The organism is Tabrizicola sp. YIM 78059, assembly GCF_004959785.1.
Lineage (GTDB): Bacteria > Pseudomonadota > Alphaproteobacteria > Rhodobacterales > Rhodobacteraceae > Tabrizicola > Tabrizicola caldifontis.
Genome location: NZ_SJZH01000003.1, coordinates 193,105 through 218,746 on the forward strand (window position 1 = coordinate 193,105; position 25,642 = coordinate 218,746).

Annotated in this window: 28 protein-coding genes and 1 riboswitch; of the genes, 13 read left to right on the forward strand and 15 right to left on the reverse strand. The window is 66.5% G+C overall.

Annotation, left to right across the window (positions count from 1 at the left end; all coding sequences use genetic code 11):
- The first annotated feature begins 33 nt into the window (after nucleotides 1–33).
- A complete protein-coding gene (locus EZM81_RS05645; protein ID WP_371685722.1) occupies nucleotides 34–1,026 on the forward strand; it encodes a fatty acid desaturase in 993 nt (330 codons plus the stop codon).
- On the opposite strand, the gene EZM81_RS05650 is transcribed toward EZM81_RS05645, so the two are convergent.
- Nucleotides 946–1,554 (reverse strand): NUDIX hydrolase, encoded by a 609-nt coding sequence (locus EZM81_RS05650; RefSeq protein WP_136645088.1) that lies wholly within the window; start codon nucleotides 1,552–1,554, stop codon nucleotides 946–948. The two genes, EZM81_RS05645 and EZM81_RS05650, sit on opposite strands and share 81 nt — an antisense overlap.
- Nucleotides 1,547–1,963: a DUF983 domain-containing protein gene (locus EZM81_RS05655; protein WP_135448825.1), complete on the reverse strand. Its 417-nt coding sequence runs from the start codon at nucleotides 1,961–1,963 to the stop codon at nucleotides 1,547–1,549. Before EZM81_RS05655 ends, EZM81_RS05650 begins: the two co-directional genes overlap by 8 nt.
- A gap of 149 nt (nucleotides 1,964–2,112) precedes the next feature.
- Between EZM81_RS05655 and EZM81_RS05660 the strand changes: the two genes are divergently transcribed.
- The 4 genes from EZM81_RS05660 to EZM81_RS05675 are packed head-to-tail and all read left to right on the forward strand — an operon-like array spanning nucleotide 2,113 to nucleotide 4,113.
- Nucleotides 2,113–2,655 carry an EF-hand domain-containing protein gene (locus EZM81_RS05660; RefSeq protein WP_169052316.1) on the forward strand — a complete coding sequence of 181 codons (543 nt, stop codon included), beginning with the start codon at nucleotides 2,113–2,115 and terminating at the stop codon, nucleotides 2,653–2,655.
- Nucleotides 2,656–2,699: 44 nt separating this feature from the next.
- Complete coding sequence (locus EZM81_RS05665; protein WP_135448823.1) at nucleotides 2,700–3,308, forward strand: RNA polymerase sigma factor; 609 nt, start codon at nucleotides 2,700–2,702, stop codon at nucleotides 3,306–3,308.
- Nucleotides 3,298–3,636 carry a dihydroorotate dehydrogenase gene (locus tag EZM81_RS05670; RefSeq protein WP_135448822.1) on the forward strand — a complete coding sequence of 113 codons (339 nt, stop codon included), beginning with the start codon at nucleotides 3,298–3,300 and terminating at the stop codon, nucleotides 3,634–3,636. Before EZM81_RS05665 ends, EZM81_RS05670 begins: the two co-directional genes overlap by 11 nt.
- A 3-nt stretch (nucleotides 3,637–3,639) precedes the next feature.
- Nucleotides 3,640–4,113, forward strand: coding sequence for a periplasmic heavy metal sensor (locus EZM81_RS05675; RefSeq protein WP_135448821.1), 474 nt, complete (start codon nucleotides 3,640–3,642; stop codon nucleotides 4,111–4,113).
- Nucleotides 4,114–4,117: 4 nt separating this feature from the next.
- Here the strand turns inward: EZM81_RS05675 and EZM81_RS05680 are convergent, their stop codons facing one another.
- Entirely contained in the window at nucleotides 4,118–5,503 is a 1,386-nt protein-coding gene (locus tag EZM81_RS05680) for a diguanylate cyclase (protein WP_136645090.1), read from the reverse strand.
- Nucleotides 5,504–5,631: 128 nt separating this feature from the next.
- On the opposite strand from EZM81_RS05680, the gene EZM81_RS05685 reads away from it, so the two are divergent.
- From EZM81_RS05685 to EZM81_RS05695, 3 genes are all read left to right on the forward strand, one after another.
- The gene (locus EZM81_RS05685) at nucleotides 5,632–5,916 is read left to right on the forward strand and encodes a DUF3572 domain-containing protein (RefSeq protein ID WP_135448820.1); all 285 of its coding nucleotides are present in this window, start codon (nucleotides 5,632–5,634) and stop codon (nucleotides 5,914–5,916) included.
- A 14-nt stretch (nucleotides 5,917–5,930) separates the two neighbouring features.
- On the forward strand, nucleotides 5,931–6,623 hold the full coding sequence (locus tag EZM81_RS05690; protein WP_135448819.1) for an HAD family hydrolase: 693 nt from the start codon (nucleotides 5,931–5,933) through the stop codon (nucleotides 6,621–6,623).
- Between the two features lie 102 nt (nucleotides 6,624–6,725).
- Nucleotides 6,726–8,282, forward strand: coding sequence for a trimethylamine methyltransferase family protein (locus tag EZM81_RS05695; protein ID WP_136645091.1), 1,557 nt, complete (start codon nucleotides 6,726–6,728; stop codon nucleotides 8,280–8,282).
- Nucleotides 8,283–8,291: 9 nt separating this feature from the next.
- Here the strand turns inward: EZM81_RS05695 and EZM81_RS05700 are convergent, their stop codons facing one another.
- Complete coding sequence (locus tag EZM81_RS05700; RefSeq protein ID WP_135448817.1) at nucleotides 8,292–8,990, reverse strand: SDR family oxidoreductase; 699 nt, start codon at nucleotides 8,988–8,990, stop codon at nucleotides 8,292–8,294.
- A gap of 130 nt (nucleotides 8,991–9,120) precedes the next feature.
- On the opposite strand from EZM81_RS05700, the gene EZM81_RS05705 reads away from it, so the two are divergent.
- Complete coding sequence (locus tag EZM81_RS05705) at nucleotides 9,121–10,155, forward strand: LacI family DNA-binding transcriptional regulator (protein ID WP_136645092.1); 1,035 nt, start codon at nucleotides 9,121–9,123, stop codon at nucleotides 10,153–10,155.
- A 91-nt stretch (nucleotides 10,156–10,246) separates the two neighbouring features.
- Here the strand turns inward: EZM81_RS05705 and EZM81_RS05710 are convergent, their stop codons facing one another.
- The 3 genes from EZM81_RS05710 to EZM81_RS05720 are packed head-to-tail and all read right to left on the reverse strand — an operon-like array spanning nucleotide 10,247 to nucleotide 13,413.
- Complete coding sequence (locus EZM81_RS05710) at nucleotides 10,247–11,389, reverse strand: Gfo/Idh/MocA family protein (protein WP_136645093.1); 1,143 nt, start codon at nucleotides 11,387–11,389, stop codon at nucleotides 10,247–10,249.
- A 10-nt stretch (nucleotides 11,390–11,399) separates the two neighbouring features.
- Complete coding sequence (locus EZM81_RS05715) at nucleotides 11,400–12,290, reverse strand: TIM barrel protein (RefSeq protein ID WP_135448814.1); 891 nt, start codon at nucleotides 12,288–12,290, stop codon at nucleotides 11,400–11,402.
- 7 nt (nucleotides 12,291–12,297) lie between these two features.
- Nucleotides 12,298–13,413 carry a Gfo/Idh/MocA family protein gene (locus tag EZM81_RS05720; protein ID WP_136645094.1) on the reverse strand — a complete coding sequence of 372 codons (1,116 nt, stop codon included), beginning with the start codon at nucleotides 13,411–13,413 and terminating at the stop codon, nucleotides 12,298–12,300.
- A 115-nt stretch (nucleotides 13,414–13,528) separates the two neighbouring features.
- Here EZM81_RS05720 and iolD point away from each other — a divergent pair, with 115 nt between their 5' ends.
- From iolD to EZM81_RS05740, 4 genes are read left to right on the forward strand one after another with little or no spacing between them, the layout of a single operon-like run.
- Nucleotides 13,529–15,391, forward strand: a complete 1,863-nt coding sequence (gene iolD / locus EZM81_RS05725; RefSeq protein ID WP_136645095.1) for a 3D-(3,5/4)-trihydroxycyclohexane-1,2-dione acylhydrolase (decyclizing) — start codon at nucleotides 13,529–13,531, stop codon at nucleotides 15,389–15,391.
- Nucleotides 15,391–16,368, forward strand: coding sequence for a 5-dehydro-2-deoxygluconokinase (gene iolC / locus EZM81_RS05730; protein ID WP_136645096.1), 978 nt, complete (start codon nucleotides 15,391–15,393; stop codon nucleotides 16,366–16,368). The genes iolD and iolC overlap by 1 nt, the downstream gene beginning before the upstream one ends.
- Before the next feature lie 10 nt (nucleotides 16,369–16,378).
- On the forward strand, nucleotides 16,379–17,233 hold the full coding sequence (locus EZM81_RS05735) for a 5-deoxy-glucuronate isomerase (RefSeq protein WP_136645097.1): 855 nt from the start codon (nucleotides 16,379–16,381) through the stop codon (nucleotides 17,231–17,233).
- Nucleotides 17,230–18,069 (forward strand): class II fructose-bisphosphate aldolase, encoded by an 840-nt coding sequence (locus EZM81_RS05740; RefSeq protein WP_136645098.1) that lies wholly within the window; start codon nucleotides 17,230–17,232, stop codon nucleotides 18,067–18,069. Before EZM81_RS05735 ends, EZM81_RS05740 begins: the two co-directional genes overlap by 4 nt.
- Nucleotides 18,070–18,075: 6 nt before the next feature.
- On the opposite strand, the gene EZM81_RS05745 is transcribed toward EZM81_RS05740, so the two are convergent.
- The 8 genes from EZM81_RS05745 to EZM81_RS18495 all read right to left on the reverse strand — a co-directional run bounded on the left by EZM81_RS05745 (nucleotide 18,076) and on the right by EZM81_RS18495 (nucleotide 25,537).
- Entirely contained in the window at nucleotides 18,076–18,768 is a 693-nt protein-coding gene (locus EZM81_RS05745; protein ID WP_136645099.1) for a tRNA (guanosine(46)-N(7))-methyltransferase TrmB, read from the reverse strand.
- A gap of 141 nt (nucleotides 18,769–18,909) precedes the next feature.
- Nucleotides 18,910–20,076, reverse strand: coding sequence for a methionine adenosyltransferase (gene metK, locus EZM81_RS05750; RefSeq protein ID WP_136645100.1), 1,167 nt, complete (start codon nucleotides 20,074–20,076; stop codon nucleotides 18,910–18,912).
- A gap of 7 nt (nucleotides 20,077–20,083) precedes the next feature.
- Nucleotides 20,084–20,133: riboswitch (SAM-SAH riboswitch) on the reverse strand.
- A 35-nt stretch (nucleotides 20,134–20,168) separates the two neighbouring features.
- On the reverse strand, nucleotides 20,169–21,647 hold the full coding sequence (gene lnt / locus EZM81_RS05755; protein ID WP_136645101.1) for an apolipoprotein N-acyltransferase: 1,479 nt from the start codon (nucleotides 21,645–21,647) through the stop codon (nucleotides 20,169–20,171).
- Entirely contained in the window at nucleotides 21,648–22,535 is an 888-nt protein-coding gene (locus tag EZM81_RS05760; RefSeq protein ID WP_135448806.1) for a transporter associated domain-containing protein, read from the reverse strand.
- Nucleotides 22,525–23,076 carry an rRNA maturation RNase YbeY gene (gene ybeY / locus EZM81_RS05765; protein ID WP_136645102.1) on the reverse strand — a complete coding sequence of 184 codons (552 nt, stop codon included), beginning with the start codon at nucleotides 23,074–23,076 and terminating at the stop codon, nucleotides 22,525–22,527. The genes EZM81_RS05760 and ybeY overlap by 11 nt, the downstream gene beginning before the upstream one ends.
- 292 nt (nucleotides 23,077–23,368) lie before the next feature.
- Nucleotides 23,369–24,376 carry a PhoH family protein gene (locus tag EZM81_RS05770; protein WP_136645103.1) on the reverse strand — a complete coding sequence of 336 codons (1,008 nt, stop codon included), beginning with the start codon at nucleotides 24,374–24,376 and terminating at the stop codon, nucleotides 23,369–23,371.
- Between the two features lie 187 nt (nucleotides 24,377–24,563).
- Complete coding sequence (locus EZM81_RS05775; protein WP_136645104.1) at nucleotides 24,564–24,983, reverse strand: hypothetical protein; 420 nt, start codon at nucleotides 24,981–24,983, stop codon at nucleotides 24,564–24,566.
- 5 nt (nucleotides 24,984–24,988) lie between these two features.
- Nucleotides 24,989–25,537: an OmpA family protein gene (locus EZM81_RS18495; protein WP_305791168.1), complete on the reverse strand. Its 549-nt coding sequence runs from the start codon at nucleotides 25,535–25,537 to the stop codon at nucleotides 24,989–24,991.
- Nucleotides 25,538–25,642 lie beyond the last annotated feature (105 nt).

Below are 25,642 nucleotides of genomic sequence, written 5' to 3' on the forward strand. Positions count from 1 at the left end.
CTTGACGCCAGAGTCATATTTCCGGGGATCATCTTGCAGACTGCGACCCGGGCCGTCGAATGGCCCACCCTGATCGTCTTTGCCGCCACCTATGCGCTTTGGGCGCTGGCCAGCACCGTGCTGTGGCAGCTGTCACCCACCCTTGCCATCCTGGCTGCCGCACTGGCCATCGGGCAGTTTTCCTCGCTGACGCACGAGGTGCTGCACGGCCACCCGTTCCGCAACCAGACACTGTCCGAGGCGCTGGTCTTTCCGGGGTTGACGTTCTTCGTGCCTTACCTGCGGTTCAAGGACACGCATCTACAGCACCACTTCGACCCAGCGCTGACCGACCCCTATGACGACCCTGAATCGAACTACCTCGATCCGGCGGTGTGGGCGCGGCTGCCGATGCCGGTGCGAGCTCTGCTGCGTTTCAACAACACGCTGGCCGGGCGCATGCTGGTCGGCCCGGCGATTTCCACCTGGGCGCTGGTCACGGGCGATCTGGCGGCAATGCGCCGCGGCGACCGGCGGGTCTGGCTGGCCTGGGCGCTGCATGTGCCAGGTGTGGCACTGGTGCTTCTGTGGCTGGCCTGGGTGCCGATGCCGGTTTGGGCGTGGCTGGTCGCGGCCTATCTGGGCTGGAGCCTGCTGAAGATCCGCACCTACCTGGAACACCGCGCGCACGAGGCGGCCCGGGCGCGGACTGTCATAATCGAAAGCCGTGGCCCGCTTTCGCTTCTGTTCCTGAACAACAATTTCCATGTTGTCCACCACATGCACCCGAACGTGCCGTGGTATCGCCTGCCAGGGATGTATTTCGCCAACCGCGAACATTACCTGCGGCGAAACGAAGGCTACCGCTACCGGAACTATGCCGAGATCTTCCGCCACTATCTGTTCCGCGCCAAGGATCCGGTGCCGCACCCGATCTGGCCGGTGGACAAGGGCGGCGCCGTGACGTCAGACGAGACGCCGGAACTGCGGCGTGGGGCCAGAGTTGTCGAAGAACGGCACACCGGGCTGATCGCCTCCGGCCAATAGGGCGGCAACCTCTGCCAGCACCACCTCGGTCACGAAGGGCAGGTCCAGTGCGCGGGCCTGCGCCAGAGGCAACCAACCAAGATGCGAAAGTTCGCCCGAGGCGGCAGCGAAATCCTCGGGGTCGCCGGCCAGGTCATCGGCATCGGCCAAGAGGAAACGCGCATCAAAGCGGCGCGGACGGCCGGGCGGTGTGATCGCGCGGAACACGAAACGCAGGCCGCCCTGGCGCGGGCCGGAAAGGCGCAATCCGGTTTCCTCGCGCAGTTCGCGCAGGGCGGCGGCGACGGTAACATCCGGGGCGGGGGCGTCCTCGGGCGTCAGCAGCGCAAGGCGGCGGGCGCAGTCCACTGCCAGCCAGCCGCGCTGCGGCGCAGTGTGATCCTCCGGGTCGATCCCGCCACCGGGAAAGACGAATTTCGACGGCATGAACACCGCCCCGGCCCCACGCTGGCCCATCAGGACCTGCGGACCCTCATGACCACTGCGCGTCAGAATCACGGTAGCCGCGGGGCGGATCGGTTCAGACATCGGGGCTGGAACCGAAACCGTGCATCCGCTTGGCCCATTGCAACGCCACCATCGCCCCCTTCAGCCGCGGCAGAAGATACAGCGACAGCGCGACGGTGCCCACGGTGAAGATCGCGGCCAGCGTCAGAGGCTCGGGCCGCCAGGTGGTGAAGACCACCATCAGGAGGGGCGCCATCAGGTGGCCGACGATCAGAATCGTCAGATAGGCAGGCCCGTCGTCGGCGCGGTGGTGGTGCAGGGCCTCGCCACAGACCGGGCAGGTATCGCGCACGGTCAGATAGCCGCGCAGCATAGGCCCCGCCCCGCATTTCGGACAACGCCGCCGCCAGCCACGCAACAGGGCAGTGCGGACGGGGCGATCATCCTCCAACGCAGGAAAGACAGGGACGGCAGTATCGACAGGGCACATCGGACGGACTTTCGCAAAGGCGGGACTCGCCCCGCCGGACAGGGCCGGGACATTAGCGCCGCGGGCAGGGCAGGGAAAAGGGGGCAGTCGGCCCCTGTGTCCCGATGTCGCAAAGATTTGCGACGGAATGGCGGAAGCCGGACGTGAGAATGCGCAGAAGGGCCCTGGAAAGCGGCCTGGAAATGGAGATGACCATGCCTGCACGAACCAAGACCACCCTTGTTGCGCTTGCCCTGATCGGGTCAGCCGTCGCCACGGCCGCGCTGGCCGACATGGGGCCAGGCCGCGGCCCCGGCCCTGGCGCGATGCTTCTGCAGATGTTCGACGGGATCGACACGGACGGCGACGGCAAGATTTCGCCGGCAGAACTGGCCGCCCACCGCGAGGCGATGTTCACCGCGGCCGATGCGAACGGCGACGGGGTTCTGGACCGCGACGAGATCGCGGCGCACCAGATGGCCATGATGACCGAACGCATGGGCCAGCGTGCCGACCGGATGCTGCAACGGCGCGACGTCACCGGCGACGGCAGACTTTCGCTGGAGGAAATGGGCAAGGGCCCAGCCGAAATGGCCTTTTCGCGTCTCGATAGCGATGGTGACGGGCTGATCTCGAAAGAGGAACTCGAGGCCGCCGGCCAACGGATGGGCAAGAAGCGCAAGCAGGGCATGATGGGCCACGACTGGAACTGATCGGGCTTTGTCCCGGCCGCCGGACAGGCTAGACCCCTTGCAGCATGACCATGGCCTATGATGCGGACAGCGACACCTCGGACGAGGCACTGATGGTGCTCTATGCGAATGGAGACCGTCACGCGGCACTGGCTTTGACCCAGCGCATCACCCCCCGCATCCTGGCCTATGCCGTGCGGATGCTGGGTGGCGACCGGGCCGAGGCCGAGGATGTGGTGCAGGAAACCATGCTGCGGCTGTGGCGCGTGGCGCGCGACTGGCGGCAAGGCGAGACGAAGGTGACGACCTGGGCCTATCGGGTCGCCACGAACCTGTGCATCGACCGGCAGCGGTCGGTGCGGCGGAAGGGGCAGGTGGGGCTTGACGCCGCGCCAGAGCCCGTGGACGGGGCGCCAAGCCCCGACGGACGGCTTCAGGATGCCCGCCGACTGGCCGCGCTTGAGGCGGCACTGGCCGGACTGCCCGACCGGCAGCGTCAGGCCGTGGTGCTGCGGCATATCGAGGGGCTTTCGAACCCCGAGATCGCCGCCGTGATGGAGATCGGGGTCGAGGCTGTGGAAAGCCTGACTGCGCGGGGCAAGAGGGCCTTGTCCAATGCACTTGCAGGGCAGAAATCGGCGCTGGGATATGAGGATGACCGCGATGCGGGATAGGGATCTGGATGATCTGCTGGACATGGCCGCCCGAACGCGGCCCAAGCCCTCGCCAGGACTGATGGACCGGGTTCTGGCCGATGCGCTCGGCGAACAGGTACTGGCACCGGTCATGATGCAAGACGCGCCGCGGGTGGGCTGGCTTGCGCGCCTCGCTCAGGCCTTCGGCGGCGGTCCGGTCCTGGCCGGGGTGTGTTCCTTCCTGATCGTGGGCCTTGTGGTCGGCTACCTCGACCCCGCGACAGTCGACTACCTGACCGGCGGGGTCGCCTCAGCCGAGACGGTGGACCTGTTCCCTTCGACCGACTTCCTGATGACGGAGGGCTGAGTCATGGCAAAGCCGGCAGAAGGCATTGGCGCATCACGCTGGATCAAGATTGCGCTGGCGATTTCGGTGGCGCTAAACCTGACGGTTGCGGGCCTGGCGCTTGGGGCCTGGGTCAGGGAAGGCCCACCTCGCGACCGGATGCCGCGCGATCTGTCCTTCGGGCCGTTCAGCGAAGCGCTGGATGCGCAGGACCGCCGCGCCCTTCGCAAGGCGTTGCAGGACCGTGCCCCCGGCTTCCGCGAGGCAAGGGCGGCGACGCAAGAGGAATTCGCCACACTGCTTGTGGCCCTTCGCACCAGCCCGTTCGATGCCGACGCCATGCAGGCCGCGCTGGCGGCCATCGAGGTGCGTATGGCCGACCGGCTGGCCCTTGGCCGCGAGCTGATCGCGCGGCGGCTTCTGGAAATGTCGGATGCCCAGCGTCGTGCCTTTGCCGACCGGCTGGAAAAGGGTCTTCGCCGACGGTCCGGGAACTGAGATGTCAGGCGGCTGACAGGCGATAGGTGACCTGGTTGCGCCCTGCCCCCTTGGAATCAAGCAAGGCCAGGTCGGCCTGTTCCACCACCTTCTCGGCAGCGATGGGCTGATGCAGCCGCGGGTTCGCCACCGCCACACCGATCGAAACCGTGACCGAAAGGCGCTGCCGCGAGGCCAGCCGGACAGGCAGTTCCTCGACCGCCTCGCACAGACGTTCGGCCACACGCCGGGCCTCGGCCATCGAGCAGTCGGGCAGAGCGACCAGGAACTCCTCCCCGCCGATGCGGGCCAGCAGATCGGTGGATCGCAGATTGGCCGTCAGCCGACGCGCGACCTCGACCAGAACCTGGTCGCCTGCGGCATGGCCATGCTGGTCATTGACCAGCTTGAAGCGGTCAAGGTCGATCACCATCACCGCAAAGGGGCTGCCGGTGTCGGCAGCGGCGGCGGCGATGGCCTCAAGCTGCGGCATGGCGTGGCGGCGGTTGTAAAGCCCGGTCAGCGGATCGACGAGCGCAAGGCGCAGGCTGTCCTGCATGCGGGCACGTTGCCGGTCGCCCTGACGCTTGCGCCGTACCAGGCTGCTGGTGCGCAAGGCCAGTTCTGCAGGCGTGACGTTCGGGCCCACCACATCATCGGCGCCCAGATCGAAGGCCATCGCCGCATCGTCCCCCTCGCCGACCGGGCCAAGGACACAGACAGCGGAATGCCGCGTGGCCTGGTGGCTTTTCAGTTCGGACAGGAAGCGCAGCGCACCCGCCTCGTCGCTTCCGTCATCGCGCACGATGAACACATCCGGCACGCTGGCACCCGCGGGAAACTGTGCCGCCTCGGCCAGCGCCTGTGGCCGCGACAGCACCCGCAGGCGGCCGCGAAGGACGCCTGACAGCTCCCGTTGCAGGCGCCGCGCCTCGTCGATCCGGGACGAGACCAGCGCAACGCTGGCCGCAGGCTCGAACTTTGCCGCCGGTTCGGCAAGACCGGGGATCGGCGTCCCGCCGGCCGGGAAATCGTTGTCAGCCCGTGCGCGCAGCAGGTTGCGCACCCTCGCAAGCAAGACCTGATCGGCAGCAGGCTTCACGATCACATCGTCCGCCCCGGCAGAAAATGCGGCCAGACGTTCCCCCGCGTCCTGGGTGGCGGTAAGCACGATGACAGGAATCGCGGCGGTGCGCGGATCGGCGCGCAGACGGCGCAGAACCTCATGGCCAGGGATGTCGGGCAGGACCAGATCAAGCAGGATGAGATCCGGCCGCTGTTCGACGGCAGCGGTCAGGCAAGCTGCGCCATCGGCAGCCAGGATCGGCTCATAGAATGCCGCAGCCAACCGCGCCTTGTACAGGATGCGATTGGTCGCCACGTCATCGACTATGAGGACCCGCCCGCTCATCATCCGCTGCCACGACTCCTTCCCCAGACAGTGAACAGTGTGTTACCGAGGTGGTTAAGAAATCCTTTCCAAAGCCCCTGTGGCGGCCGGAATACCGGCCCGGGCAAAACGAAAACGCAGGACACCGCGTGAATAACCGACAGGACTCTGCGCAACTGCTCGCCATCCGGGCACTTGCCTGGCTGGCCTCCGACGAGGTGCTGATCCGTGAATTCCTGACGGCAACCGGAGCCGGCCCGGACGATCTGCGCGCGCGCGCCGCAGATGCGGACTTTCATCTGGCGATTCTCGATTTCCTGCTGATGGACGATCGGCGGGTGATGGCTTTCTGTGACGCGCATTCGCTCCCATATACGGAACCGCAGGCGGCCCGGGCCGCGCTGCCGGGCGGCGCGGTGCCGCACTGGACCTGAACTGTGGGGTGCCCATGATCGACGGACTGCTTTTCGACAAGGACGGGACGCTGTTCGACTTTCGCGTCAGCTGGGGCCGCTGGGCCGCCGGCTTTCTGGCCGACCTGGCGCGAGATGCCGACCATGCCCGGAGCCTGGGCCAAGCCATCGGCTTTGACGCCGCCACGCTGACCTTTGCCCCCGACAGTCCGGTGATTGCCGCCACCGCCGCGGACATCGCCGCGGCCTTGGCCCCGGAGCTGGGCGGGATATCGGTCGCCGAGCTGACCGAGCGGATCGACACCACCGCCGGCGCAGCCCCCATGTCGGAAGCGGTGCCCCTGCGTCCGCTGCTGTCCGGGCTGCGGTCGCGTGGCCTTCGGCTGGGTCTGGCCACCAACGATTCCGAGGCCCCCGCGCGCCAGCACCTGGCTGCCCACGGAATCACCGAATGCTTCGACTTCATCTCGGGCTACGATTCCGGCCATGGCGCCAAGCCCGGCCCGGGGATGTGCCTCGCCTTCGCCCACGGCCTCGGTCTGCAGCCGGCGCGGGTGGCGATGGTGGGCGACAGCCGCCACGACCTTCAGGCGGGCCGGGCGGCGGGGATGCGCACCGTTGCGGTGCTGACCGGTATCGCAAAAGCCCCCGAGCTGGCCGATCTGGCCGACGTGATCCTGCCCGATATCGGCGCACTGCCCGGCTGGCTGGACGCACAGGCCGCCTGAACCCGCACCCATTGTCCGAAAACGACGCTTTTGTGTCGCACGCATGGTTCCCATGCCGCTGCGGCTTCCGCCATCCTCGCCGCAAGACAAGGGAGATGGGCGATGAACCAGGAGCCGACCCGCAGGAAACGCGCCGGAGGACGTGCGGGGATGCAGACCCGCGCGGGAACGGCGGTAATCGACCAGATGCCCTGGCGCATCCCGGTAAACCCGGACCGGCCCATCGAGCCGCTTGATGCCGAGGGTGTCCAGCGCATTCACAAGACCGCGATGCGCATCCTGTCCGAAATCGGGATCGAGTTCCTGAACCCCGATGCAGTGGACAATCTGCGCCGCGCCGGCTGCATCGTGAATGGCACCAACGTCCGCATGGACGAAGCCTTCGTGATGGAGATGGTCGGCCGAGCGCCCGAAAGCTTTACCATCACCCCGCGCAACCCGGACCGCGAGATCGTGATGGGCGGCAACCACATGGTCTTCGTCAACGTCTCTTCCCCACCCAACGCCTGGGACATGGAACGCGGCAAACGCTCTGGCGATTTCGAGACGTTCAAGGAATTCATGAAGCTGACGCAGTATTTCAACTGCATCCACATCGCCGGCGGCTATCCGGTAGAGCCGGTGGACATCCATGCCTCGGTCCGTCACCTGGATTGCCTGTATGAAAAGCTGACGCTGACCGACAAGGTCGTGCATGCCTATTCGCTGGGCGCCGAGAGGGTCGAGGACGTGATGGAAATGGTCCGCATCGCCGGTGGGCTGACGGACGACGAGTTCCGCGCCAGGCCACGGATGTATACCAACATCAACTCGGTCAGCCCGCTGAAGCACGACTATCCGATGCTGGATGGCGCAATGCGGCTGGCGCGGCGCGGGCAGCCCGTGGTGGTAACGCCCTTCACGCTGGCCGGCGCAATGGCACCGGTGACCATGGCCGGGGCGGTGGCCCTTTCGATTGCCGAGGCGCTGGCGGCGATCGCGCTGCTGGAATACATCGCGCCGGGCTGTCCGGTGGCGATCGGCACCTTCACCTCGAACGTGGACATGAAGTCGGGCGCCCCCGCATTCGGCACGCCCGAATACATGCGGGCAACGCAGATGACCGGCCAGCTGGTGCGGTTCTACGGCGTTCCGTTGCGATCGTCCGGCGTCTGCGCGGCGAACGTGCCGGACGGGCAAGCGATGTGGGAAACCTCGAACAGCCTGTGGGCTGCGGTGCAAAGCCGCACCAACATGGTCTATCACGCGGCCGGCTGGCTGGAAGGAGGGCTGATCGCCAGCCCCGAGAAGTTCGTGATGGACTGCGAAGTGCTGCAGATGATCCAGCGCTATTTCGAAGAGGCGACCTGGGCCACGACCGAGGCGGACCTTGCCTTCGACGCGATCCGCGAGGTCGGACCAGGCGGGCATTACTTCGGCGTCCAGCACACGCAGGACCGCTATCAGCACGCCTTCTATGCGCCCTTCGTCAGCGACTGGCGCAACTACGAAGCGTGGCAGGCGGACGGTTCGGTCTGGACGGTCGAACGGGCGCACCGCCTGTACAAGCAGATCCTGGCCGAGTTCCAGCCACCGCCCATGAATGGCGACCATCAGGAAGAGCTGCGCCAGTTCGTGGCGCGGCGCAAGCAGGAAGGCGGGGCACCGACCGATTTCTGAGGCGCCGGCTCAGACGTGGCGGGTCAGTCCGCCATCGACCCGCAGGGTCTGGCCGGTAACATAGCTCGAATCGTCAGTCAGCAGGAAGGCCGCGGCCTTGGCCTGTTCCTGCACGGTGGCGATCCGCTTCAGCGCGGCAAGGTGGGCATACTTGCCGACATCCAGGCTGTCTGTGAAACCTGGCGCCAGGCAGTTCATGCGGATGTTCTGCGGCCCGTAGCGGTCGGCGTAAAGCTTGGTGAAGGACGAAACCGCCGCCCGGTAGGTGCAGGAGGCCGGGAACCAGAGCGAAGGCTCGAAGGCGGCGTAGGTCGTTACGTTGACGATGGACCCGCCGCCCTGCCGTTCCATCACCGGCGTGACAAGGCGCGCCATGCGCAGGACCGATTTCAGGATCATCTCATGGGCCAGATCCCAACCCTCGTCGGCGATTTCCAGCAGATCGCCCTTGGGCGGATGGCCGGTATGGTTCAGTACAGCGTCAATCCGCCCGTATGTGTGCAGCGCCAGATCGACGATGGCGGCAAGATCGGCTTCGCTCTGCGCCACCCCGCACCTGGCAACCCCGCCCAGTTCTGCCGCCAGCTTCAGGCAGTTCTCGGACGGCGACATCAGCACCACGGCATAGCCGCGGGCGTGCATCTCGCGCGCAACGGCCGCGCCGATGCCGCGCCCGGCCCCGGTGACGATGCAGGTTCTTCTGGTCACGGCGCTTCCCCCGGTGCTGCGGGGTCAGAATGCCCCTGCGTGCAGCACGGAACAAGTGGCTGCGGCATTGCCCCCGGGGCCGCTGCGTGTAGACTGCGCCCCTCAGGACGGAACAGAACCGGGACGGCGCATGGCAGTTACGCTGAAGGATGTGGCGGAACGCGCGGGCGTGTCGCGATCGGCCGTGTCGCGCGCCTTCACGCCCGGCGCGTCGGTCTCGCCCCGGACAAGGGCCAGGATCGAGGCGGCGGCCGAGGCTCTGGGCTATGCGCCGAACGCACTGGCCTCGGCGCTGACCACCGGGCGGACCAAGCTGATCGGCCTCGTCGTCACCAATTTCCACAACCCCGCGATCCTTGAGGTGTTCGATCAGTTCACCCGCGGCCTTCAGGATCAGGGGCTGAGACCGCTGGTGGTGAACCTCAGCGCCGCGACAGATCCGGCAGGATCGGTGCGCATGTTGCGCCAGTATTCGGTGGATGGCGTGATCGTCGCATCATCCACTCTGCCGACCGAATTTGCCGCGGCGTTCCGGCAGGCGGGTATTCCGGTGGTCCATGCTTTCGGCCGCCCTTCGGAGGCGCCCGAGGTGCCAATTGTCGGGATCGACAACATCGCCTGCGGAAGAATGGCCGCCGAGACGCTGATCGCAAGGGGGTATCGCAAGATCGGCTTTCTGGGCGGGCCCGAAGCGGCAAGTTCGACCCAGGACCGGGCAACCGGTTTCCTGGCCGCCCTCCGCGGCCAGCCCGGGATTGCTGTCAGCACCAGCTATGCCTCGGACTACACCTTCGACGCTGGCCGGGCCGAAATGCAGCGCCTTCTGGAAGGCGGCCCCGCCGAAGCCTATTTCTGCGGTGATGACCTGCTGGCCATCGGCGCACTCAGCGCCATCCGGGAGGCAGGCCTGTCAGTGCCCGGCGACATCGGGTTGATCGGGCTGAACGACATGGAAATGGCGCGGTGGCAGATCATCGGGCTGACCACGATCCGCCAGCCGATCGACCGGATCATTGCCGCCGCGATCAAGGCGGTTGCGGCCGCCATCGCCGACCCCGAGCACCCGGCAGAGGTGACGCTGTTTCCCTGCGAACTGATCGAACGCCAGACCCTGCGCTCGCTGGCACAAACGTCATCGCAGCCGCAACCGGTGCCTCGTCGATGACTTCGTCACTCCTCGCGCAGGTGCCGCGACGAGGAGACGGAGTCGAACGAGGAGCGGTCCGCTTTCAGCCGGGGCCCGGACCTACAAGCGTTCAACCGGCCTTGCGGAACATCGGCGGCCTGGCATCCGTCCAGGCTCCGCCCGCCCTTGCCGATGCCACCGCCGCATGCACGGCAGCCATCGAACGAACCCCGGCCGGTGCGGTCGGCAGGCCGTCACGCACTGCGCCACGGATTGCGTCGGCAAGGTCGCAGTAGATATTTGCCACCGCCAGCGGAAAGCCCTCGGGGTGGGCGATGGCCACGCGGGACAGGCGTCTGGCATCCTCGTAAAGTCCGGCCTCGCCCTTTTCGATGATCTGCGTCCGCCCGCCGACCGGCGTGTAGTAAAGCTGGTTCGGCTGTTCCGAGGCCCAGCGCAGGCCCCCGGTTTCGCCGAAGATCTGGATGTCGAAGCCGTGCTGCCGCCCGATCGCGACCGACGAAGTCCAGAGCCGCCCGACCGTGCCGCGCGACATGCGGAAGTTCACCATCGCGTCATCCTCCAGCATGCGGGACGGGATGGTCGAGGCGAAATCGGCGGAAAGCTTTTCCACTTCGTCGTCGCAGATGAAGCTGGCCATGTGCAGCGCATGGATGCCGCAGTCGGCGAACTGGCCGGAAACGCCGGCCATCGCCGGGTCATACCGCCAGCGGACGCGGGGGTTCTCGGCATCGGTGGCGTCGCCGTGGTGGCCGTGGCTGAAATTAGTGACCACCAGCCTGACCTTGCCAATGTCGCCATTGCGCACCATGGCGCGGGCCTGGCGGACCATGGGATAGGCGGAATAGCAGTAGTTCACCGCGCAGATGCGGCCCGTCCGTTCCGCGACGCGGACGATTTCCTCGCCTTCCTCAACCGTCATCGTCATCGGCTTTTCGCAAAGGACGTGGAACCCTGCCTCGAGAAAGGCCTTGGTGATCTCGAAATGGGTGGCGTTCGGGGTGGCTACCGTCACCAGATCGCAGCGGTCCGGGCGGTTCCGTTCGCCTTCCAGCATCTCTCGCCAGTCGCCATAGGCGCGGTCGGGGGCGATGCCAAGGCGCTGGGCATAGTCGCGCCCCGCCTCGGGCCGGTGGTCGAGAGCGCCGGCAACAAAGGCGAAATGCCCGTCGGCCTGCGCACCCAGCCGATGCGCCGGACCGATCTGGCTGCCTTCGCCACCGCCGATCATGCCCCAGTTCAGTTTGCCCATGGTCGCCCCCTCAGAAGCCGATGGATTGCAGATATTCACGGTTCTTCCGCGCGTCGTCGATGGGGCTTACGTCCAGCGTCGGGTCGCAGTCCTGTTCGACCGTGCACCATCCCTGGAAGCCCGCGTCCAACAGGATCTGGCGAATGGCGGGAAAGTCCACGTCCCCCTGCCCGAGGTTGCAGAAGATGCCTTGGCCGCAGGCGTCGTAGAACCCGGTGCCTTTCGCGATCACATCGGCCTTCACCTTCGGGTCGATGTCCTTGAAATGCATGTAGGAAATCCGCCCGATATGGCGGCGCATGAAGGCCACCGGGTCGAAGCCGGCGTAGGAATGATGGCCGGTGTCGAAGCAGATCTTCAGGATCTTCTCGTCCACCTCTTCCAGCAGCTGCTCCAGCTCCGGCTCGAAGTCGATGAAACCGGCGGCATGGGCGTGGATCCCGACGGTCAGGCCATAATCCTCGGCCCCCATCTTCGCCACGGTGGCGATGCGGTCGCGGAAGGCGGCCCATTCGGCGGGGCCCATCTGTTCGGCCGCATCGGGACGGCCGGCAGTCGGAGCGCGGCGGGGGGAAATGGAGTCGATCAGCACCAGATGCTGCGCACCATGCGCGGTCAGCGCCTTGCAGGTGCGGATGGCAGCGTCCATTACCTCGTCCCACCGGGCCGGGTCGTGGAAAGGTCGGAAGACCACGCCGCCAATCAGGGTAAGGTCGTGTTCCGCCAGCGCCTCGGCCAGGACCGCCGGATCTTCGGGCATGTAGCCGATGGGGCCAAGCTCAATCCCCTTGTAGCCGGCCTGCGCGCAGTCAGAAAGAACCTGCCGCCAAGGCGGGTTGCGCGGGTCGTCCGCGAATTCCACGCCCCAGGAGCAGGGCGCATTGCCGATACGGATGGTCATGGGATCCTCATGTGGGGGGAACGGCGAGCCAGCGCCCGCTGTCCGACGACTGGAAGGCGGTTTCGACGATCTGGGACACGGCAAGCCCGTCGCGGAAGGTGGGCCAGACGGGCTGACCGGTGTGGATCGCCGTCAGGAAATCGCGGGCCTCGATGATGATCTGGTCCTGGTAGCCGGTGCCGTGGCCGGGCCCCTGGCAGAAGGCGAGGAAGTCGGGATGCGCGGGGCCGGTCAGGATGCGGGTGAAGCCGCGCGTGGCCTCGGGTCCTTCGGCGCGATAGAGATGGACAGAGTTCTGATCCTCCTGGTCGAAGCGGATCGCGCCCTTCGTGCCGTGAATTTCATAGGCATAACCCATCTTCCGCCCCGTCGCCGTGCGGCTGATGTAAAGATGGCCCATAGCTCCGCTGGCAAAGCGCAGCATCATCTGGGCATGGTCGTCGTTCGTCACGGCCTCGGGTCCGTTCGGGCCAGGACGGGTGGCGTGCACCGTCTCGATCCGCGCCGACAATTCGGCGACGGGGCCCATGAGCGCCAGCATGCAGTTGATCGGATGGGGGGAAAGGTCGCCCATGCAGCCATTCGCCCGATCCCGCGTGCGCCAGTTGGCAGGAAGCGAGGGATCGGCCAGGAAATCCTCGGTATGCTCGCCACGGAACCAGGTGATGTCACCGATGGCGCCCTCGGCCAGCAGCCGGCGCACGAACTGTGTCGCAGGCGTGCGGACGTAGTTGAAGCCGATCATGTTCGGCAGACCGCTGGCCTCGGCCGCTGCGACCATGGCCCGAGCATCTTCAAGCGAGGCGCCCAGCGGCTTTTCGCAGAACACCGGCTTGCCGGCGGCGAAGGCGGCCTCGGCAATCGCGCGGTGCGTGGACTGAGGCGAGGCGATGACCACCGCCTGCACTTTCGGATCGGCAACCAGATCCTGCCAGTCACGGGCAGCGCGAGCGAAGCCATAGGCCTTTGCGTAGCGTTCTGCCGAGGCCAGGCTGGTTGCCGCGATCACCTCCAGCCGTGGGCGCAGCGCGGTGTCGAATACCGCACCCACCGCCGACAGCGCCACGGCATGGGCCTTGCCCATGTAACCCCCGCCGACCAGCCCGATTCCGATTTCCGCCATCGTTCCCCCCCAAGACCAGTATTGCAACCGGTTGCAAAAGCTGTATCGTTCCGTTGCACGGCGCGCAAGTCCCGTCATCGGGATTGGTGCCGGATCGGCTGCGGGAGGGCAAGTTATGGGTGACACGATCAGGCTGACGGTAGCCCAGGCCATCGTCCGCTGGCTGATGAACCAGTTCATCGAGATCGACGGGCAGGAGCTCCGCATCTGCGGCGGCGGCTTCGGCATCTTCGGCCACGGCAACGTGCCCTGCCTTGGCGAGGCGCTTTATCCGGTCCACAAGGAGCTGCCCCTTTACCGGGGCCAGAACGAACAGAGCATGGGCTTCGCCGCCGCGGCCTATGCCAAATACCACCTGCGCCGCCGCTTCATGTTCTGCACGGCAAGCGCGGGTCCGGGAACGGCGAACCTGCTGACAGCGGCCGCGCTGGCCCATGCCAACCGGTTGCCGCTGCTGATGCTGTGCGGCGATACCTTTCTGACCCGCCTGCCCGACCCGGTGTTGCAGCAGCTTGAACACTTCGGCAATCCGACCCTTGGCGTGAACGACGCCTTCAGGGCGGTAAGCCGTTACTGGGACCGAATCACCCATCCAGCGCAGGTGCTGCAATCGCTGCCGGCAGCACTTGCCACGATGCTGGACCCCGCCGATTGCGGCCCGGCCTTCCTGGGCCTGCCGCAGGATGTCCAGGGGTGGGCCTACGATTATCCGGTGTCGTTCTTTGCAAGGCGGCTACATCGGATCCGCCGCCAGTCGCCGGACATTGCCGAGGTGGCGGACGCGGCGGCGCTGCTGCGCGGGGCGCAGCGGCCCTTGATCGTCGCAGGCGGCGGGGTGCAGTATTCCGGCGCAGTGGCAGAACTGACAGCCTTCGCCGAGGCACACGCCATTCCGGTGGTGGAAACCATCGCGGGGCGGGCGAACCTGCTGGCGGACCATCCGCTGAACATCGGCCCCATCGGCGTCACCGGATCGGACAGTGCCAATGCAATCGCTGGGGCGGCGGATGTGGTGCTGGCCGTGGGCACGCGGTTGCAGGATTTCACCACGGGGTCTTGGACCGTTTTTGCAAAGGATGCGCGCCTGATCGGCCTGAACGCCGGGCGCCATGACGCGGCAAAGCACCTGTCGCTGCCCGTGGTGGGGGACGCAAGGCTGGGGCTCCTCGCGCTGGGTCAGGCGCTGTCAGGCTACCGGGCGCCACCCGGCTGGGTGATGAAGGCGCAGGATGAGCGCCATGCCTGGGATGCCTATGTGGCCGAGAACGTCCGCCCCGGAAACCGCCCGAACTCCTATGCCCAGGCGATCGGCGTGGTGAACGCGCTTTGCCACCCCCGCGACCGGATCGTGACGGCCGCCGGGGGGCTTCCGGCCGAGGTGACTGCGAACTGGCGCACGCTGGGGATCGGCACGGTGGATGTGGAATTCGGATTTTCCTGCATGGGATATGAAATTGCCGGCGGCTGGGGTGCCAGAATCGCACAAAGCGAACAGGAACCCGACCGCGACACCATCGTGTTCGTCGGCGATGGCAGCTATCTTCTCATGAATTCCGACCTGTATTCATCGGTCCTGACCGGAAAGAAGCTGATCGTTCTGGTGCTGGACAATGGCGGATTCGCGGTCATCAACAAGCTGCAGAACAATACGGGGCAGGAAAGCTTCAACAACCTGATCAGGGATTGTCCGACGGTCTCGCAACCTTTTGCGGTGGATTTCGAGGCCCACGCCCGCGCCATGGGCGCGGTGGCAGAGACCGTGACCAACCCCGCGGAACTGGCCGAGGCCTTCCAGCGCGCCAAGGCATCAGAGCGCACCCATGTCATCGTGATGCAGGTCGATCCCTACGAAGGCTGGACCACACAAGGCCATGCCTGGTGGGAGATCGGAACGGCCCAGGTGTCCGAAAATGCGGGCGTGCGGGCGAAACACGCCGAGGTCGAGGCCGGGCGCGCAGGGCAGCGCCGGGGCATCTGATGGCAGACCTTGCGCGTCTTTCCGACCGGAATTTCCTGGTGATCGGCCGGGCGGGGATGGACCTCTACGCCGACCCGCCCGGCACCCGCACAGAAGAGGCAACCCGCTTCACCGCCGCCCTTGGCGGGTCTTCGGCCAACATCGCGGCGGCCCTGGTGCGGCAGGGGTGCCGGGCATCGCTGGTGACCTGCGTCTCGGACGATGCGGTGGGGCGGTTCTGTCTGCACCAGCTGGATGCCTACGGGATCGACCGTACCCATGTCCGCAGTGTTGCGGGCGAGGCGCGAAATTCGCTCGCGGTGGTAGAGACACGGCTCGAGGACTGCCAGTCGGTCATCTACCGCAACAATGCCGCCGACTTCGCCATGACTGCTTCCGATATCGAGCGCCCCGATTATGCCCGATACGCGGCCCTGATCACCACCGGCACCGTGCTGGCGGCCGAGCCCTCGCGGGCGGCAGCCTTTCGTGCCTTTGAACTTGCCCGCGCGGCAGGGCTGCCACTGATCTTCGATGTGGACTACCGGCCCTATTCCTGGCCCTCAGCCGCCGTAGCGGCCGACGTCTATTCCCGCGCCGGCGCCTTGTGCGACGTGATCGTCGGCAATGACGTGGAATTCGGCTTCATGGCAGGAGACGCCGAAAAGGGCCTCGACAAGGCCCGCAGCCTGATCGCAAGCGGCGCGCAGATCGTCGTCTACAAGCGCGGCGAGAAGGGTTCTGTCACCGTTACACGCGACGGCGAATTCGCCACCGGCATCTTTCCGACACAGGCGTTGAAGCCCACCGGCGCCGGTGACAGTTTCCTTGGCGCCTTCGTTGCAGCCCTGGCAGAAGGGCGCCCGGTCGGCGAGGCCGTCCTGCGCGGCTCGGCCGCCGCAGCGATGGTGGTGGCCCGCGTCGGTTGCGCCCCCGCCATGCCGACGCGGACCGAGCTTGACGCCTTTCTTGCCACCCATCCCGGCCCGACCTTGTGAAAGGACCGCCATGCACATCGCCCCCTTCGACAACGCCAACCGCCCCATCGTTGATGTGAACGACCCGCAGGTGCCGCTGGTCTATTTCAACCGCATCCGGCTGCGTACCGGCGAAACCTTCGACTATCGCGTCGCGGGCTACGAAACCTGCGTTGTTCCGGCGACCGGAACGGTGACGGTCGAAACGGCGGGCCAGACCTTCGCCGGCATCGGCAACCGGGGCGCCGACGTCTGGGATGGCGAGCCGGAGGGGGTCTATGTCCCGACCGACACCGGCGCGCGGGTGACCGCGCTGACCGATACCGAAACCTTCATTGCCGGGGCGCGGTTTGCCGAGACCTTGCAACCTTTCGCCGTGCGCGCGACCGATCTGGACGTGGTGCAATACGGGTCGGACGACACCAAGACGCACCGCAAGATCAAGCACATCCTCGGCATGAAATACCACGACCGGGTGGGGCGGCTTCTGGTGAGTGAGCTGTTCACCGTCGGCGCGGGCGGCTGGTCCGGCTTTCCCAGCCACAAGCACGACACCGACCGCCGCGATGCGGACGGCAGGCTGATCGAGACCCGGCACGACGAATGCTACAACTTCCGCTTCCGGCCGGATTACGGCTCGGGGCTGCAGATGCTGCAGCGGGTAGATAATGAACCGGGCGACGCGTACCACATCGTCGATGGCTCGACGGTCAAGATCGACCGGGGCTATCATCCCTGCTGCGTGCTGCCGGGATACGAGATGTATTATTTCACCATCCTCGGCGGCCTTTCGCAGCGCAGCCTGACACAGTTCTTCCAGCCGACACACGCCGCGCAGCTGCAGACGATCCCGGGGATCATGGACATGGTGGCCAAGTTCAAATGACCCGCGCAACACTGGCCGATGTGCTGGGTCCGGCCCTGGCGCAGGGCCATGCCGTGCCGGGCTTCGTCTGCCTGGGTTGGGAGGATGCGCGGGCCTATGCCCTGGCGGCAGATGCCGAACGCGCGCCGGTGATCCTTCAGGCTGGCCCCGGAGCCAGGGCCCACATGCCGGTCGCGGTCTGGGGCGCGATGTTCCGGGCACTGGCCGAGAGCGTCTCGGTCCCGGTTGTGGCACATCTGGACCATGGCGGAAGCCTTGACGAGTGCCGTGCGGGCCTTCTGGCCGGGTTCACCTCGGTCATGTTCGACGGCTCGCGCCTGCCGCTGGACCAGAACATACGCCTGACCGCCGAGGTCGTGCGCATGGCCCATGCGGCCGGGGCGTCGTGCGAGGGCGAGATCGGCTTTGTCGGCTACGCAAAAGGCGCGGCCTCGGACGGAACCGACCCGGCCGAAGCCGCCCGCTTTGCCAGCGCAACCGGGGTGGATGCCATGGCGATCTCGGTCGGGAACCTGCATCTGCAACGGCAGGCGGGGCCGGGGCTGGACCTTGCGCGGATCAGGGCGATCGAGGCGGTCACCGATGTGCCGCTGGTGATCCATGGCGGCTCCGGGGTGCCGTGGGACCAGCGCCAGACGCTTGCGGCCAGCTCGCGCATCGCCAAGTTCAACATCGGCACCGAGCTGCGCCAGGTTTTCGGCCATGCGCTGCGCGCCGCACTGGACCGCGACCCTTCGCGCTTTGACCGGATCGAGATCCTGCGGGACACCGAAGCCCCCCTGGTCGAGGCCGCCCGGGCAATCCTGCGCAACCTGGGCGCCTCGGGCCGGGCCTGAGCCGGTTCACCCGCGGCGGCGGAAAGTCAGATAGTGCGGCGCGCGCCCCTCGCGAAGCGCCTTCTGCTCATAGCGGGTGGAAATCCAGTCGTCCCAGGCCCCGCCGAGCCCGGCCTCTGCCACAAGATCGAACCCGGCAGGCGGCACCTCCTCCAGCGTCTGGCGGACATAGTCGGGGATGTCGGTTGCAACCCGGAACTCGGCGCCCGGGGCGCAGGCGCGGGCCAGAGGCAAGAGGTAGCCCGGCGTGACGAAGCGCCGGCGGTGGTGGCGCGCCTTGGGCCAGGGGTCAGGGTAGTTCAGAAACACCTTTGACAGGCAGCCGTCCGGCAGCACGTCGAACAGATCGCGCACGTCGCCGGGATGGATCGCAACATTGTCCAGCCTGCCGTCGCGCAGCTTGCCCAGAAGCATGGCGATGCCGTTCACGAATGGCTCGCAGCCAATCAGGAAGACGCCGGGGTTGCGGGCGGCCATGTGTACCAGATGCTCGCCGCCGCCAAAACCCACCTCAAGCCACAACGGCCGACCGCCGGTGAAGGCCAGGTCAAGCTTGGCGCGACCGGGATTTTCCTGCCGCGTCACACCTTTCAGCGACCACGCGGCAAGGCCGGTTTCCAGATCGGCCTTTTGCTGCGCCCGCAGCGTCTTGCCACGGGTGCGGCCATAGAAATTGCGGTATTCGCCCGCGTCGGTCATCGGAAAGGCCCCGAAAGTGATCCGGGGCCTTCAAGCAGAGCCGAGGCCAAGGGTCAAGGCAGAGCCGCCTTGTTCGACGTCATCTTCCCGTCATGGCCACCCGGAACAAGCGCGTGGCGGCGACGACTGATCGGCTCTCGGCTATACCGCCTTCTTCAGCGCCTCGACCAGATCGGTCCTTTCCCAGCTGAACCCGCCGTCGGCATCGGGCGCGCGGCCAAAATGGCCGTAGGCTGCCGTGCGCTGGTAGATGGGCTTGTTCAGGTCCAGATGCGTGCGGATTCCGCGCGGGGTCAGATCCATGACCTTTGCCACCGCTGCCTCGATCACCGCCTCGGGCACCACGCCGGTGCCATGGGTATCGACGTAGATCGACAGGGGTTTGGCCACGCCGATGGCATAGCTGAGCTGCAGGGTGCAACGTTCGGCCAGGCCCGCCGCCACCACGTTCTTCGCCAGATAGCGCGCGGCATAGGCGGCCGAGCGGTCCACCTTGGTCGGATCCTTGCCGCTGAACGCGCCGCCGCCATGCGGGGCCGCCCCGCCATAGGTATCGACGATGATCTTGCGGCCCGTCAGCCCCGCATCCCCGTCCGGCCCGCCGATCACGAAGGTTCCCGTGGGGTTCACGTGCCATTCGGTCTTCTTCGTGATCCAGCCCTCGGGCAGAACCTCGCGGATGTAGGGCTCGACGATCCTGCGGATCACCTTCGAGGTCTGGCGCTTCGACACATGCTGGGTGGACAGCACGATCGAGGTCACCTCGACCGGCTTGCCGCCAGCGTAGCGCAGCGTCAGCTGGCTTTTGGCATCGGGCCCCAGCGTAGGTTCCGCGCCCGATTTGCGGGCCTCGGCCAGCCGGCGCAGGATCGCGTGGGCATACTGGATCGGCGCCGGCATGAACTCGGGCGTCTCAAGCGTGGCGTAGCCGAACATGATGCCCTGGTCGCCCGCGCCATCGCGGTCCACCCCCTGCGCGATGTGGGCGGACTGCTCATGTATGTAGTTGTGAACCTTGATCTTTTCCCAGTGGAACTTCTTCTGTTCATAGCCGATGTCGCGCACGCATTCGCGCACGATGCCGTCGATGCGGCCCATCATGGCATGGGTCGCCTCTTTCGACGACAGCCCCACCTCGCCGCCTACGACCACCCGGTTCGTCGTGGCGAAGGTCTCGCAGGCGACGCGGGCGTTCGGCTCTTCCCTGAGAAAGGCGTCAAGAACCGCATCCGAGATGCGATCGCAGACCTTGTCGGGGTGACCCTCCGAGACGGACTCGGAAGTGAAGACGTAATCAAGGCGGCTCATGGGGAAGTGCTCCGTTGGATGAATCCCCGCCACGCCAGGAAGCCGTTGTGGCGGTTCAAGTTGCATCTGACTAGACGGCAGCCGAATGGGCGTCAATGGGCGCGGAAACGCCGGCGCGGAAAGGCCAGCGGGACGAGGCCCACCAGCAACAGGAAGAAGGGCAGATCCCCCCAACGGGCGTAGGGCGTGGGCGGCAAGGCACCCGGGATGCGTGCTTCCAGCTTGCCAAGGGTGCCGAAGGGCAGGGCCTCGACGACGCGTCCCCGAGCGTCCACCACCGCCGTCACCCCGGTATTGGCCACCCGCAGCAGCGGCAACCCCTGTTCCACCGCACGCAGCCGGGCCTGGTCAAAATGCTGGAACGGGCCGGTCCGGATGCCGAACCAGGCATCGTTCGTGGCCTGCAGCATCCAGTCGGCCCGCTCTGGCGCGGTGGCCACGAAGCGTGGGAAGATCGCCTCGTAGCAGATGAGCGGCAGCACCTTGCCAAAGCGGCCAAGATCCAGCACCCGTGGACCCGGCCCCGCGGAATAGTAATTGCCCACCTGCGCGGCAAAGGCTGTCAGCCCGAACCAGTCATAGGCCAGGTCACCCAGCGGCATGTATTCGCCGAAGGGCACCAGATGCGCCTTGTCGTAACGCGCGATCTCTGCCCCTTCGTCCTGCAGCACACGCAGGCTGTTGTAGAACCGCCCCTCGCCCTCGCGCTGGATGCCGACAACGACCGGGCGACCACCCGAGGCCGCAGTGACCATCTCGGCCACCACCGGCGCATATTCCAGCATGAACGGCACTGCCGTTTCCGGCCAGAGCGTCAGGTCGGCAGCACCGCCCTGCGCCGTCAGGTCCAGAAGCCGGTCGAGGTGCATGTCGGCCAGAGCCTGATCCCACTTCAGCGATTGTTCGGCATTCGGCTGGACCAGGCGCACCACCCCCTCGCGCGGCTCGGGCAAAGGCTGGCCCAGCCGCCAGAGCCCGAAGCCGAAGGCAGCCGCCAGGATCACTCCCGACCCGGCAGCCCCGCGCCAGCGCCACGCTACCGGAAGCGCGGCTGCCAGCAGCATCATCAGGCTGAGGCCCGAAGGGCCGAGTAACGCAGCCACCTGATCGGCCGGCGTGCCGATGAAGCTGTGGCCCAGCATCGCCCATGGAAAGCCGGTCAGGATCACGCCGCGATGCCATTCAAGCGTGGCGAAGGCAGCGACGAAGCCCACGGCCGGTACACGGGTCATGACTGCAAGCGCCGCCGAGGCGCCCCAGAACAGGCCCAGCCCCACCGACAGGAACAGCACCGCGAAGGGCGCCATCCAGCCGTGGGTGGCCACGTCGATCAGGAAGGGTTCCACGATCCAGGACAGCGCCAGCGCGAACTGACCGGTGCCTGCAGCAAGCCCCAGCCGGAACGCCGCCCAGACCCGCCTTTCCTGTGCAATCAACCAGATCACCCCGGCCAGTGTCGCCACGGTCAGCGGCCAAAGGCCCCATGGTGCCTGCCCCAGCGCGCCTAACGCGCCCAGCACAAAGGCCAGCACCAGCCGGCGCCCGTGGGACCAGGTCGAGAGGACGATCATTCAGGCAGCGCCCGCCTGCTTGGCCTGGGGTAGCCGAAGGCGCAGCCGCTTGATCCGTCGGGGATCGGCATCGACCACCTCGAACTGCACGCCCGATTCGTGTTCGACCACCTCGCCGCGCGCGGGCACCCTGCCGATGCGCACATACACCAGCCCACCCAGGGTATCGATCTCCTCATCCTCCTCGCCGGTGCGCAAAGGCAGGCCGATGGCGGCCTCGATCTCCTCCAGCGGGGCGGTGGACTGGGCAAGAAACACGCCGGGCTTTTCCTCTTTCCACAAGGCGCCTTCCTCTTCGTCGTGTTCGTCCTCGATCTCGCCTATGACGGTCTCGATCAGATCCTCGATCGTTACCAGCCCATCGACTCCACCGTATTCGTCGATGACCAGCGCCATGTGCACACGCTCCTTCTGCATCTTCTGCAGCAGCACACCCGTCGGCATCGAGGGCGGGGCGTAAAGGATCGGACGCAGCAGCCGCTTCAGACTGAACCGGCCCGAGGCGCCAAAGCCATGCTGCAAGGCGAAATCCTTCAAGAGCACCAGCCCCTGCGGATGGTCGAGCGTGCCCTTGTAGACGGGCACGCGGGAAAAGCCGTGCTCGCGAAAGACCTCAACCAGTTCTTCCTTGCCGATGTCCAGCGGGACCGCCACGATCTCGGCCTTGGGCACGGCCACGTCGTCCACCCGCATCCGCCGCAGGACATGCAGGCCCTGCGGTGCGGGTGCGGTGCCGGATGCACCGTCATCGGCAGGTGTTTCGGAAGCGGGGCTGAATGCGGAAAGCAGCCTGCCGAAAAAGCCCCGCTGGCTGCGGTCGGAGGCGGGTTCGTCGGTCTCGCTCTGCGCACCCTGCGCTGCACCAGACCCGTCGGTGCTACTGCCCATCGGTCCTTTGTCCAGAAAGCGCCAATCCCTGGTCGCCCGCATAATATGGGTCAGGAACCCCGAGGCTGGCAAGTATCCGCACCTCCAGCGCCTCCATCAGATCGGCATCTTCGGGCTCGACGTGATCGTAGCCCAGTAGATGCAGCACACCATGCACGATCAGATGCGTCACATGATCAACCATGGGCTTGCCCTGCTCCTCGGCCTCACGCGCACAGGTTTCCCAGGCAATCGCAATGTCACCCAGGCTTTCGGGGTCATCGGCCGGTCCGGGGTACGGCAGATCCGGCGCCTCGCCGACAACCTCGGCCGCGCGTTCGTCGGATGGCCAGCTCAGCACATTGGTCGGCTGCGGCTTGCCGCGGAAATCGGCGTTCAGGACTGCGATCCGCGCATCGTCGCATCCCAACAGGCTGATCTGGAACCCTTCGGCCGGCAGTCCGAGATCGGCCAGAACCGCCCCCGCTGCACGTTCCGCCAGCTCGGCAAGGCCAAGCCCGTTCCAGCGCGCGTCCTCGACCAGTGTCTCGACCAGATCCATCCCTGCCCCCTAGCGCGGCATCTGGATCGCTGCAAATGGAATCGCGCGCGCGAAGGGGCGCAATCCTTTCATCTCGCCTCTGGCCGTTCCGGCCCAGCGGCTCGTGCGGCGGGGGTTTCACACCCCCGCACCCCCGTGGGATATTTGTGCAGAGAGGAAGGGGGGCTTCCTCTCTGGGTAAACATCCCGGGGAGCGCGAGGGGCAGCGCCCCTTTGCCACCGAGGAGGAGCACCGAGGCGTGACGACGAGAGAGGGGTTCTGAGCGCCGGCGCACCGCCGTGAAACCACCACTCACCCGGCGCTTTCGTCGGTTTCGTAGGCCTCGATGATCCTGGCGACCAGCGGGTGGCGAACCACGTCCTTCGCGGTGAAGTAGTTGAAGCTGACGCCCTTCACCCCCTTCAGGATGCGTTCTGCCTCGGCCAGGCCCGAAGGCATACCGCGCGGCAGGTCGATCTGGGTGCGATCGCCGGTGATGACCATCCGGCTGCCTTCGCCCAGGCGGGTCAGGAACATCTTCATCTGCATGCCGGTGGCGTTCTGCGCCTCATCCAGCACGACGAAGGCGTTCGAGAGCGTCCGGCCGCGCATGAAGGCCAGGGGCGCGATCTCGATCCGCTTTTCCTGCATCAGCTTTTCCACCTGCTTGGCCGGCAGGAAATCGTTCAGCGCGTCATAAAGCGGCTGCATGTAGGGATCGACCTTCTCCTTCATGTCGCCGGGCAGGAAGCCGAGCCGTTCGCCCGCCTCGACCGCGGGGCGGGACAGGATGATCTTCTCCACAGCGCCCGAGATGAACATCGTCACGCCCACCGCCACCGCCAGATAGGTCTTGCCGGTTCCCGCCGGGCCGATGCCGAAGCCCAGCTCGTTCTGGAAGAGGTTGGCCACATAGGCCTTCTGCGCCTCGGTCCGGGGTTCGATCGGCTTCTTGCGTGTCCGCAGCTCCATGCCGGTGGTGAACAGCTCGCCCTGCTCCGCGCCGGTCAGCGCCTCGCCCACAGGGCGGCCCATCCGCATTGCGCCGTCGATATCCCCTGCGGCCAACCCGCGCCCCGCTTCGAGGCGGGCATAAAGCGACCGAAGCACCGCTGCGGCCTGCTCTCTGGCGCCCTTTTCGCCGATCACCGCAAGGCGGTTGCCGCGCCGCAGGATGTGCACCCCCATCTGGTGTTCGATCTGCGCAAGGTTGCGGTCGAATTCGCCGCACAGGTCGATCAGCAATCGGTTGTCGGGAAATTCGAGGATGGTTTCCACGATATCCTCGGCGGTCGGGGGGGTCAGCGCACTGATGCCCAAAGGGCGCTCCTCATGCTAGGGGCCATGATATGACTGTGCAGCCGGATACGGTATCTGGCAAGAAAAACCGTGTCGGCACACCAAGTGTTGTGCGCAAACGTGCAGGAATTGTGACACTTCCCCCTGTCGGCGGCAGCAATCTGCCGCCGTCGCGAGGCTGCGACCGGCTTCGGCGGTTCTGGCGCGTTCAGTTCGCCGAATGCCCGCTTGCGGGGCCCGAGACCCGATCGGGAAGGCCTGCATCGCTGGTCTCGTACACACCGATCACCGTTCCCGGCGGATACTTGCCGTCACAGACCGGCAAGCCGGTCTTGGGGTCGAAACGGGGCGACGAATAGCCCTCGACGCCATCGTCGATGATCCAGACCTGGCAACCGTCGGGATCATAGGCGACGGCGGCCTGACCGTCGACCAGGCCGACAGAGTCGCGCCCGTAATCCTCGGCTGTGGCGATGACCGAGTCGGGCCCGCTGTAGCGCTGGGTGCCCTCGACACCCTCGAAGAAGGTGCCGCAGCCGGAAAGGGCCCCGGCCAGGGCCAGCATCAGGCCCGGACGAAGAGCCGCAATCGCCCGGCGCTGCATCTGCGATTTTCCTGCAAGCTTCATCGCGATCAGCCCTTCTTGCAGAGAATTTCGACACGGCGATTCTTGGCCATGCCGGCAGCCGTGCCGTTCGAGGCGACGGGCCGGGTCTCGCCATAGCCGACCTCGCTTTCCACAACCGCGCCGACCGATCGCGCCACGTCGGCCACGGCCTTCGCCCTAGCCTCGGACAGGGCCTGGTTGTAGGCCTCGGAACCGCGGCTGTCGGTGTGACCTGCGATCATGTAGGAAAAGGCTTCGGACTGGCGGAAGAATGTCTCGAGCTGGCGGCGGCCATCGGCCGTAAGCGACGAACTGGCAGTCGCGAAATAGGTGTCGGTGCTCTCCTCAAGGCAGCTTGCCTGCTTCAGGCAGACCGGCTTGCCCGTCCTGGGGTCGCGTCGCGGCACCATGTAGCCTTCGGTCCCGCCATCGGCCCACCAGTGCTGACAACCGTCAGGGTCAATCCAGACCCCCCATTCGATCTTGCCGGTGACCTGCCCATCCTGGGCTGCGGCCATCGGACCGACGACCAGGCAGGCCACCGCCACGGCACATGCAAGCGCAGGCCGGGACATGCTGTCCTTCCTCATCAGACTGTTCTCCCCTGTCCTGGCGGCAAGTTGGCAGCGCCGCCAAATCTGGACTTGATTTAGAGCAGATCGATCGGTGCGAAGAGAAGG

What these genes read in the sequence shown, in the direction of transcription:
- EZM81_RS05670 (WP_135448822.1), top strand. Translation starts at nt 3,298, where the DNA reads ATGCGGGATAGGGATCTGGATGATCTGCTGGACATGGCCGCCCGAACG.
- EZM81_RS05655 (WP_135448825.1), bottom strand. Translation starts at nt 1,963, where the DNA reads ATGTGCCCTGTCGATACTGCCGTCCCTGTCTTTCCTGCGTTGGAGGAT.
- EZM81_RS05720 (WP_136645094.1), bottom strand. Translation starts at nt 13,413, where the DNA reads ATGGCGGAAATCGGAATCGGGCTGGTCGGCGGGGGTTACATGGGCAAG.
- iolC (WP_136645096.1), top strand. Translation starts at nt 15,391, where the DNA reads ATGGCAGACCTTGCGCGTCTTTCCGACCGGAATTTCCTGGTGATCGGC.
- EZM81_RS05690 (WP_135448819.1), top strand. Translation starts at nt 5,931, where the DNA reads ATGATCGACGGACTGCTTTTCGACAAGGACGGGACGCTGTTCGACTTT.
- EZM81_RS05710 (WP_136645093.1), bottom strand. Translation starts at nt 11,389, where the DNA reads ATGGGCAAACTGAACTGGGGCATGATCGGCGGTGGCGAAGGCAGCCAG.
- EZM81_RS05695 (WP_136645091.1), top strand. Translation starts at nt 6,726, where the DNA reads ATGAACCAGGAGCCGACCCGCAGGAAACGCGCCGGAGGACGTGCGGGG.
- EZM81_RS05775 (WP_136645104.1), bottom strand. Translation starts at nt 24,983, where the DNA reads ATGAAGCTTGCAGGAAAATCGCAGATGCAGCGCCGGGCGATTGCGGCT.
- metK (WP_136645100.1), bottom strand. Translation starts at nt 20,076, where the DNA reads ATGAGCCGCCTTGATTACGTCTTCACTTCCGAGTCCGTCTCGGAGGGT.
- EZM81_RS05660 (WP_169052316.1), top strand. Translation starts at nt 2,113, where the DNA reads ATGCGCAGAAGGGCCCTGGAAAGCGGCCTGGAAATGGAGATGACCATG.
- EZM81_RS05705 (WP_136645092.1), top strand. Translation starts at nt 9,121, where the DNA reads ATGGCAGTTACGCTGAAGGATGTGGCGGAACGCGCGGGCGTGTCGCGA.
- iolD (WP_136645095.1), top strand. Translation starts at nt 13,529, where the DNA reads ATGGGTGACACGATCAGGCTGACGGTAGCCCAGGCCATCGTCCGCTGG.
- EZM81_RS05680 (WP_136645090.1), bottom strand. Translation starts at nt 5,503, where the DNA reads ATGAGCGGGCGGGTCCTCATAGTCGATGACGTGGCGACCAATCGCATC.
- EZM81_RS05650 (WP_136645088.1), bottom strand. Translation starts at nt 1,554, where the DNA reads ATGTCTGAACCGATCCGCCCCGCGGCTACCGTGATTCTGACGCGCAGT.
- EZM81_RS05740 (WP_136645098.1), top strand. Translation starts at nt 17,230, where the DNA reads ATGACCCGCGCAACACTGGCCGATGTGCTGGGTCCGGCCCTGGCGCAG.
- EZM81_RS05760 (WP_135448806.1), bottom strand. Translation starts at nt 22,535, where the DNA reads ATGGGCAGTAGCACCGACGGGTCTGGTGCAGCGCAGGGTGCGCAGAGC.
- EZM81_RS05675 (WP_135448821.1), top strand. Translation starts at nt 3,640, where the DNA reads ATGGCAAAGCCGGCAGAAGGCATTGGCGCATCACGCTGGATCAAGATT.
- EZM81_RS05715 (WP_135448814.1), bottom strand. Translation starts at nt 12,290, where the DNA reads ATGACCATCCGTATCGGCAATGCGCCCTGCTCCTGGGGCGTGGAATTC.
- EZM81_RS18495 (WP_305791168.1), bottom strand. Translation starts at nt 25,537, where the DNA reads ATGTCCCGGCCTGCGCTTGCATGTGCCGTGGCGGTGGCCTGCCTGGTC.
- ybeY (WP_136645102.1), bottom strand. Translation starts at nt 23,076, where the DNA reads ATGGATCTGGTCGAGACACTGGTCGAGGACGCGCGCTGGAACGGGCTT.
- EZM81_RS05665 (WP_135448823.1), top strand. Translation starts at nt 2,700, where the DNA reads ATGACCATGGCCTATGATGCGGACAGCGACACCTCGGACGAGGCACTG.
- EZM81_RS05735 (WP_136645097.1), top strand. Translation starts at nt 16,379, where the DNA reads ATGCACATCGCCCCCTTCGACAACGCCAACCGCCCCATCGTTGATGTG.
- EZM81_RS05745 (WP_136645099.1), bottom strand. Translation starts at nt 18,768, where the DNA reads ATGACCGACGCGGGCGAATACCGCAATTTCTATGGCCGCACCCGTGGC.
- lnt (WP_136645101.1), bottom strand. Translation starts at nt 21,647, where the DNA reads ATGATCGTCCTCTCGACCTGGTCCCACGGGCGCCGGCTGGTGCTGGCC.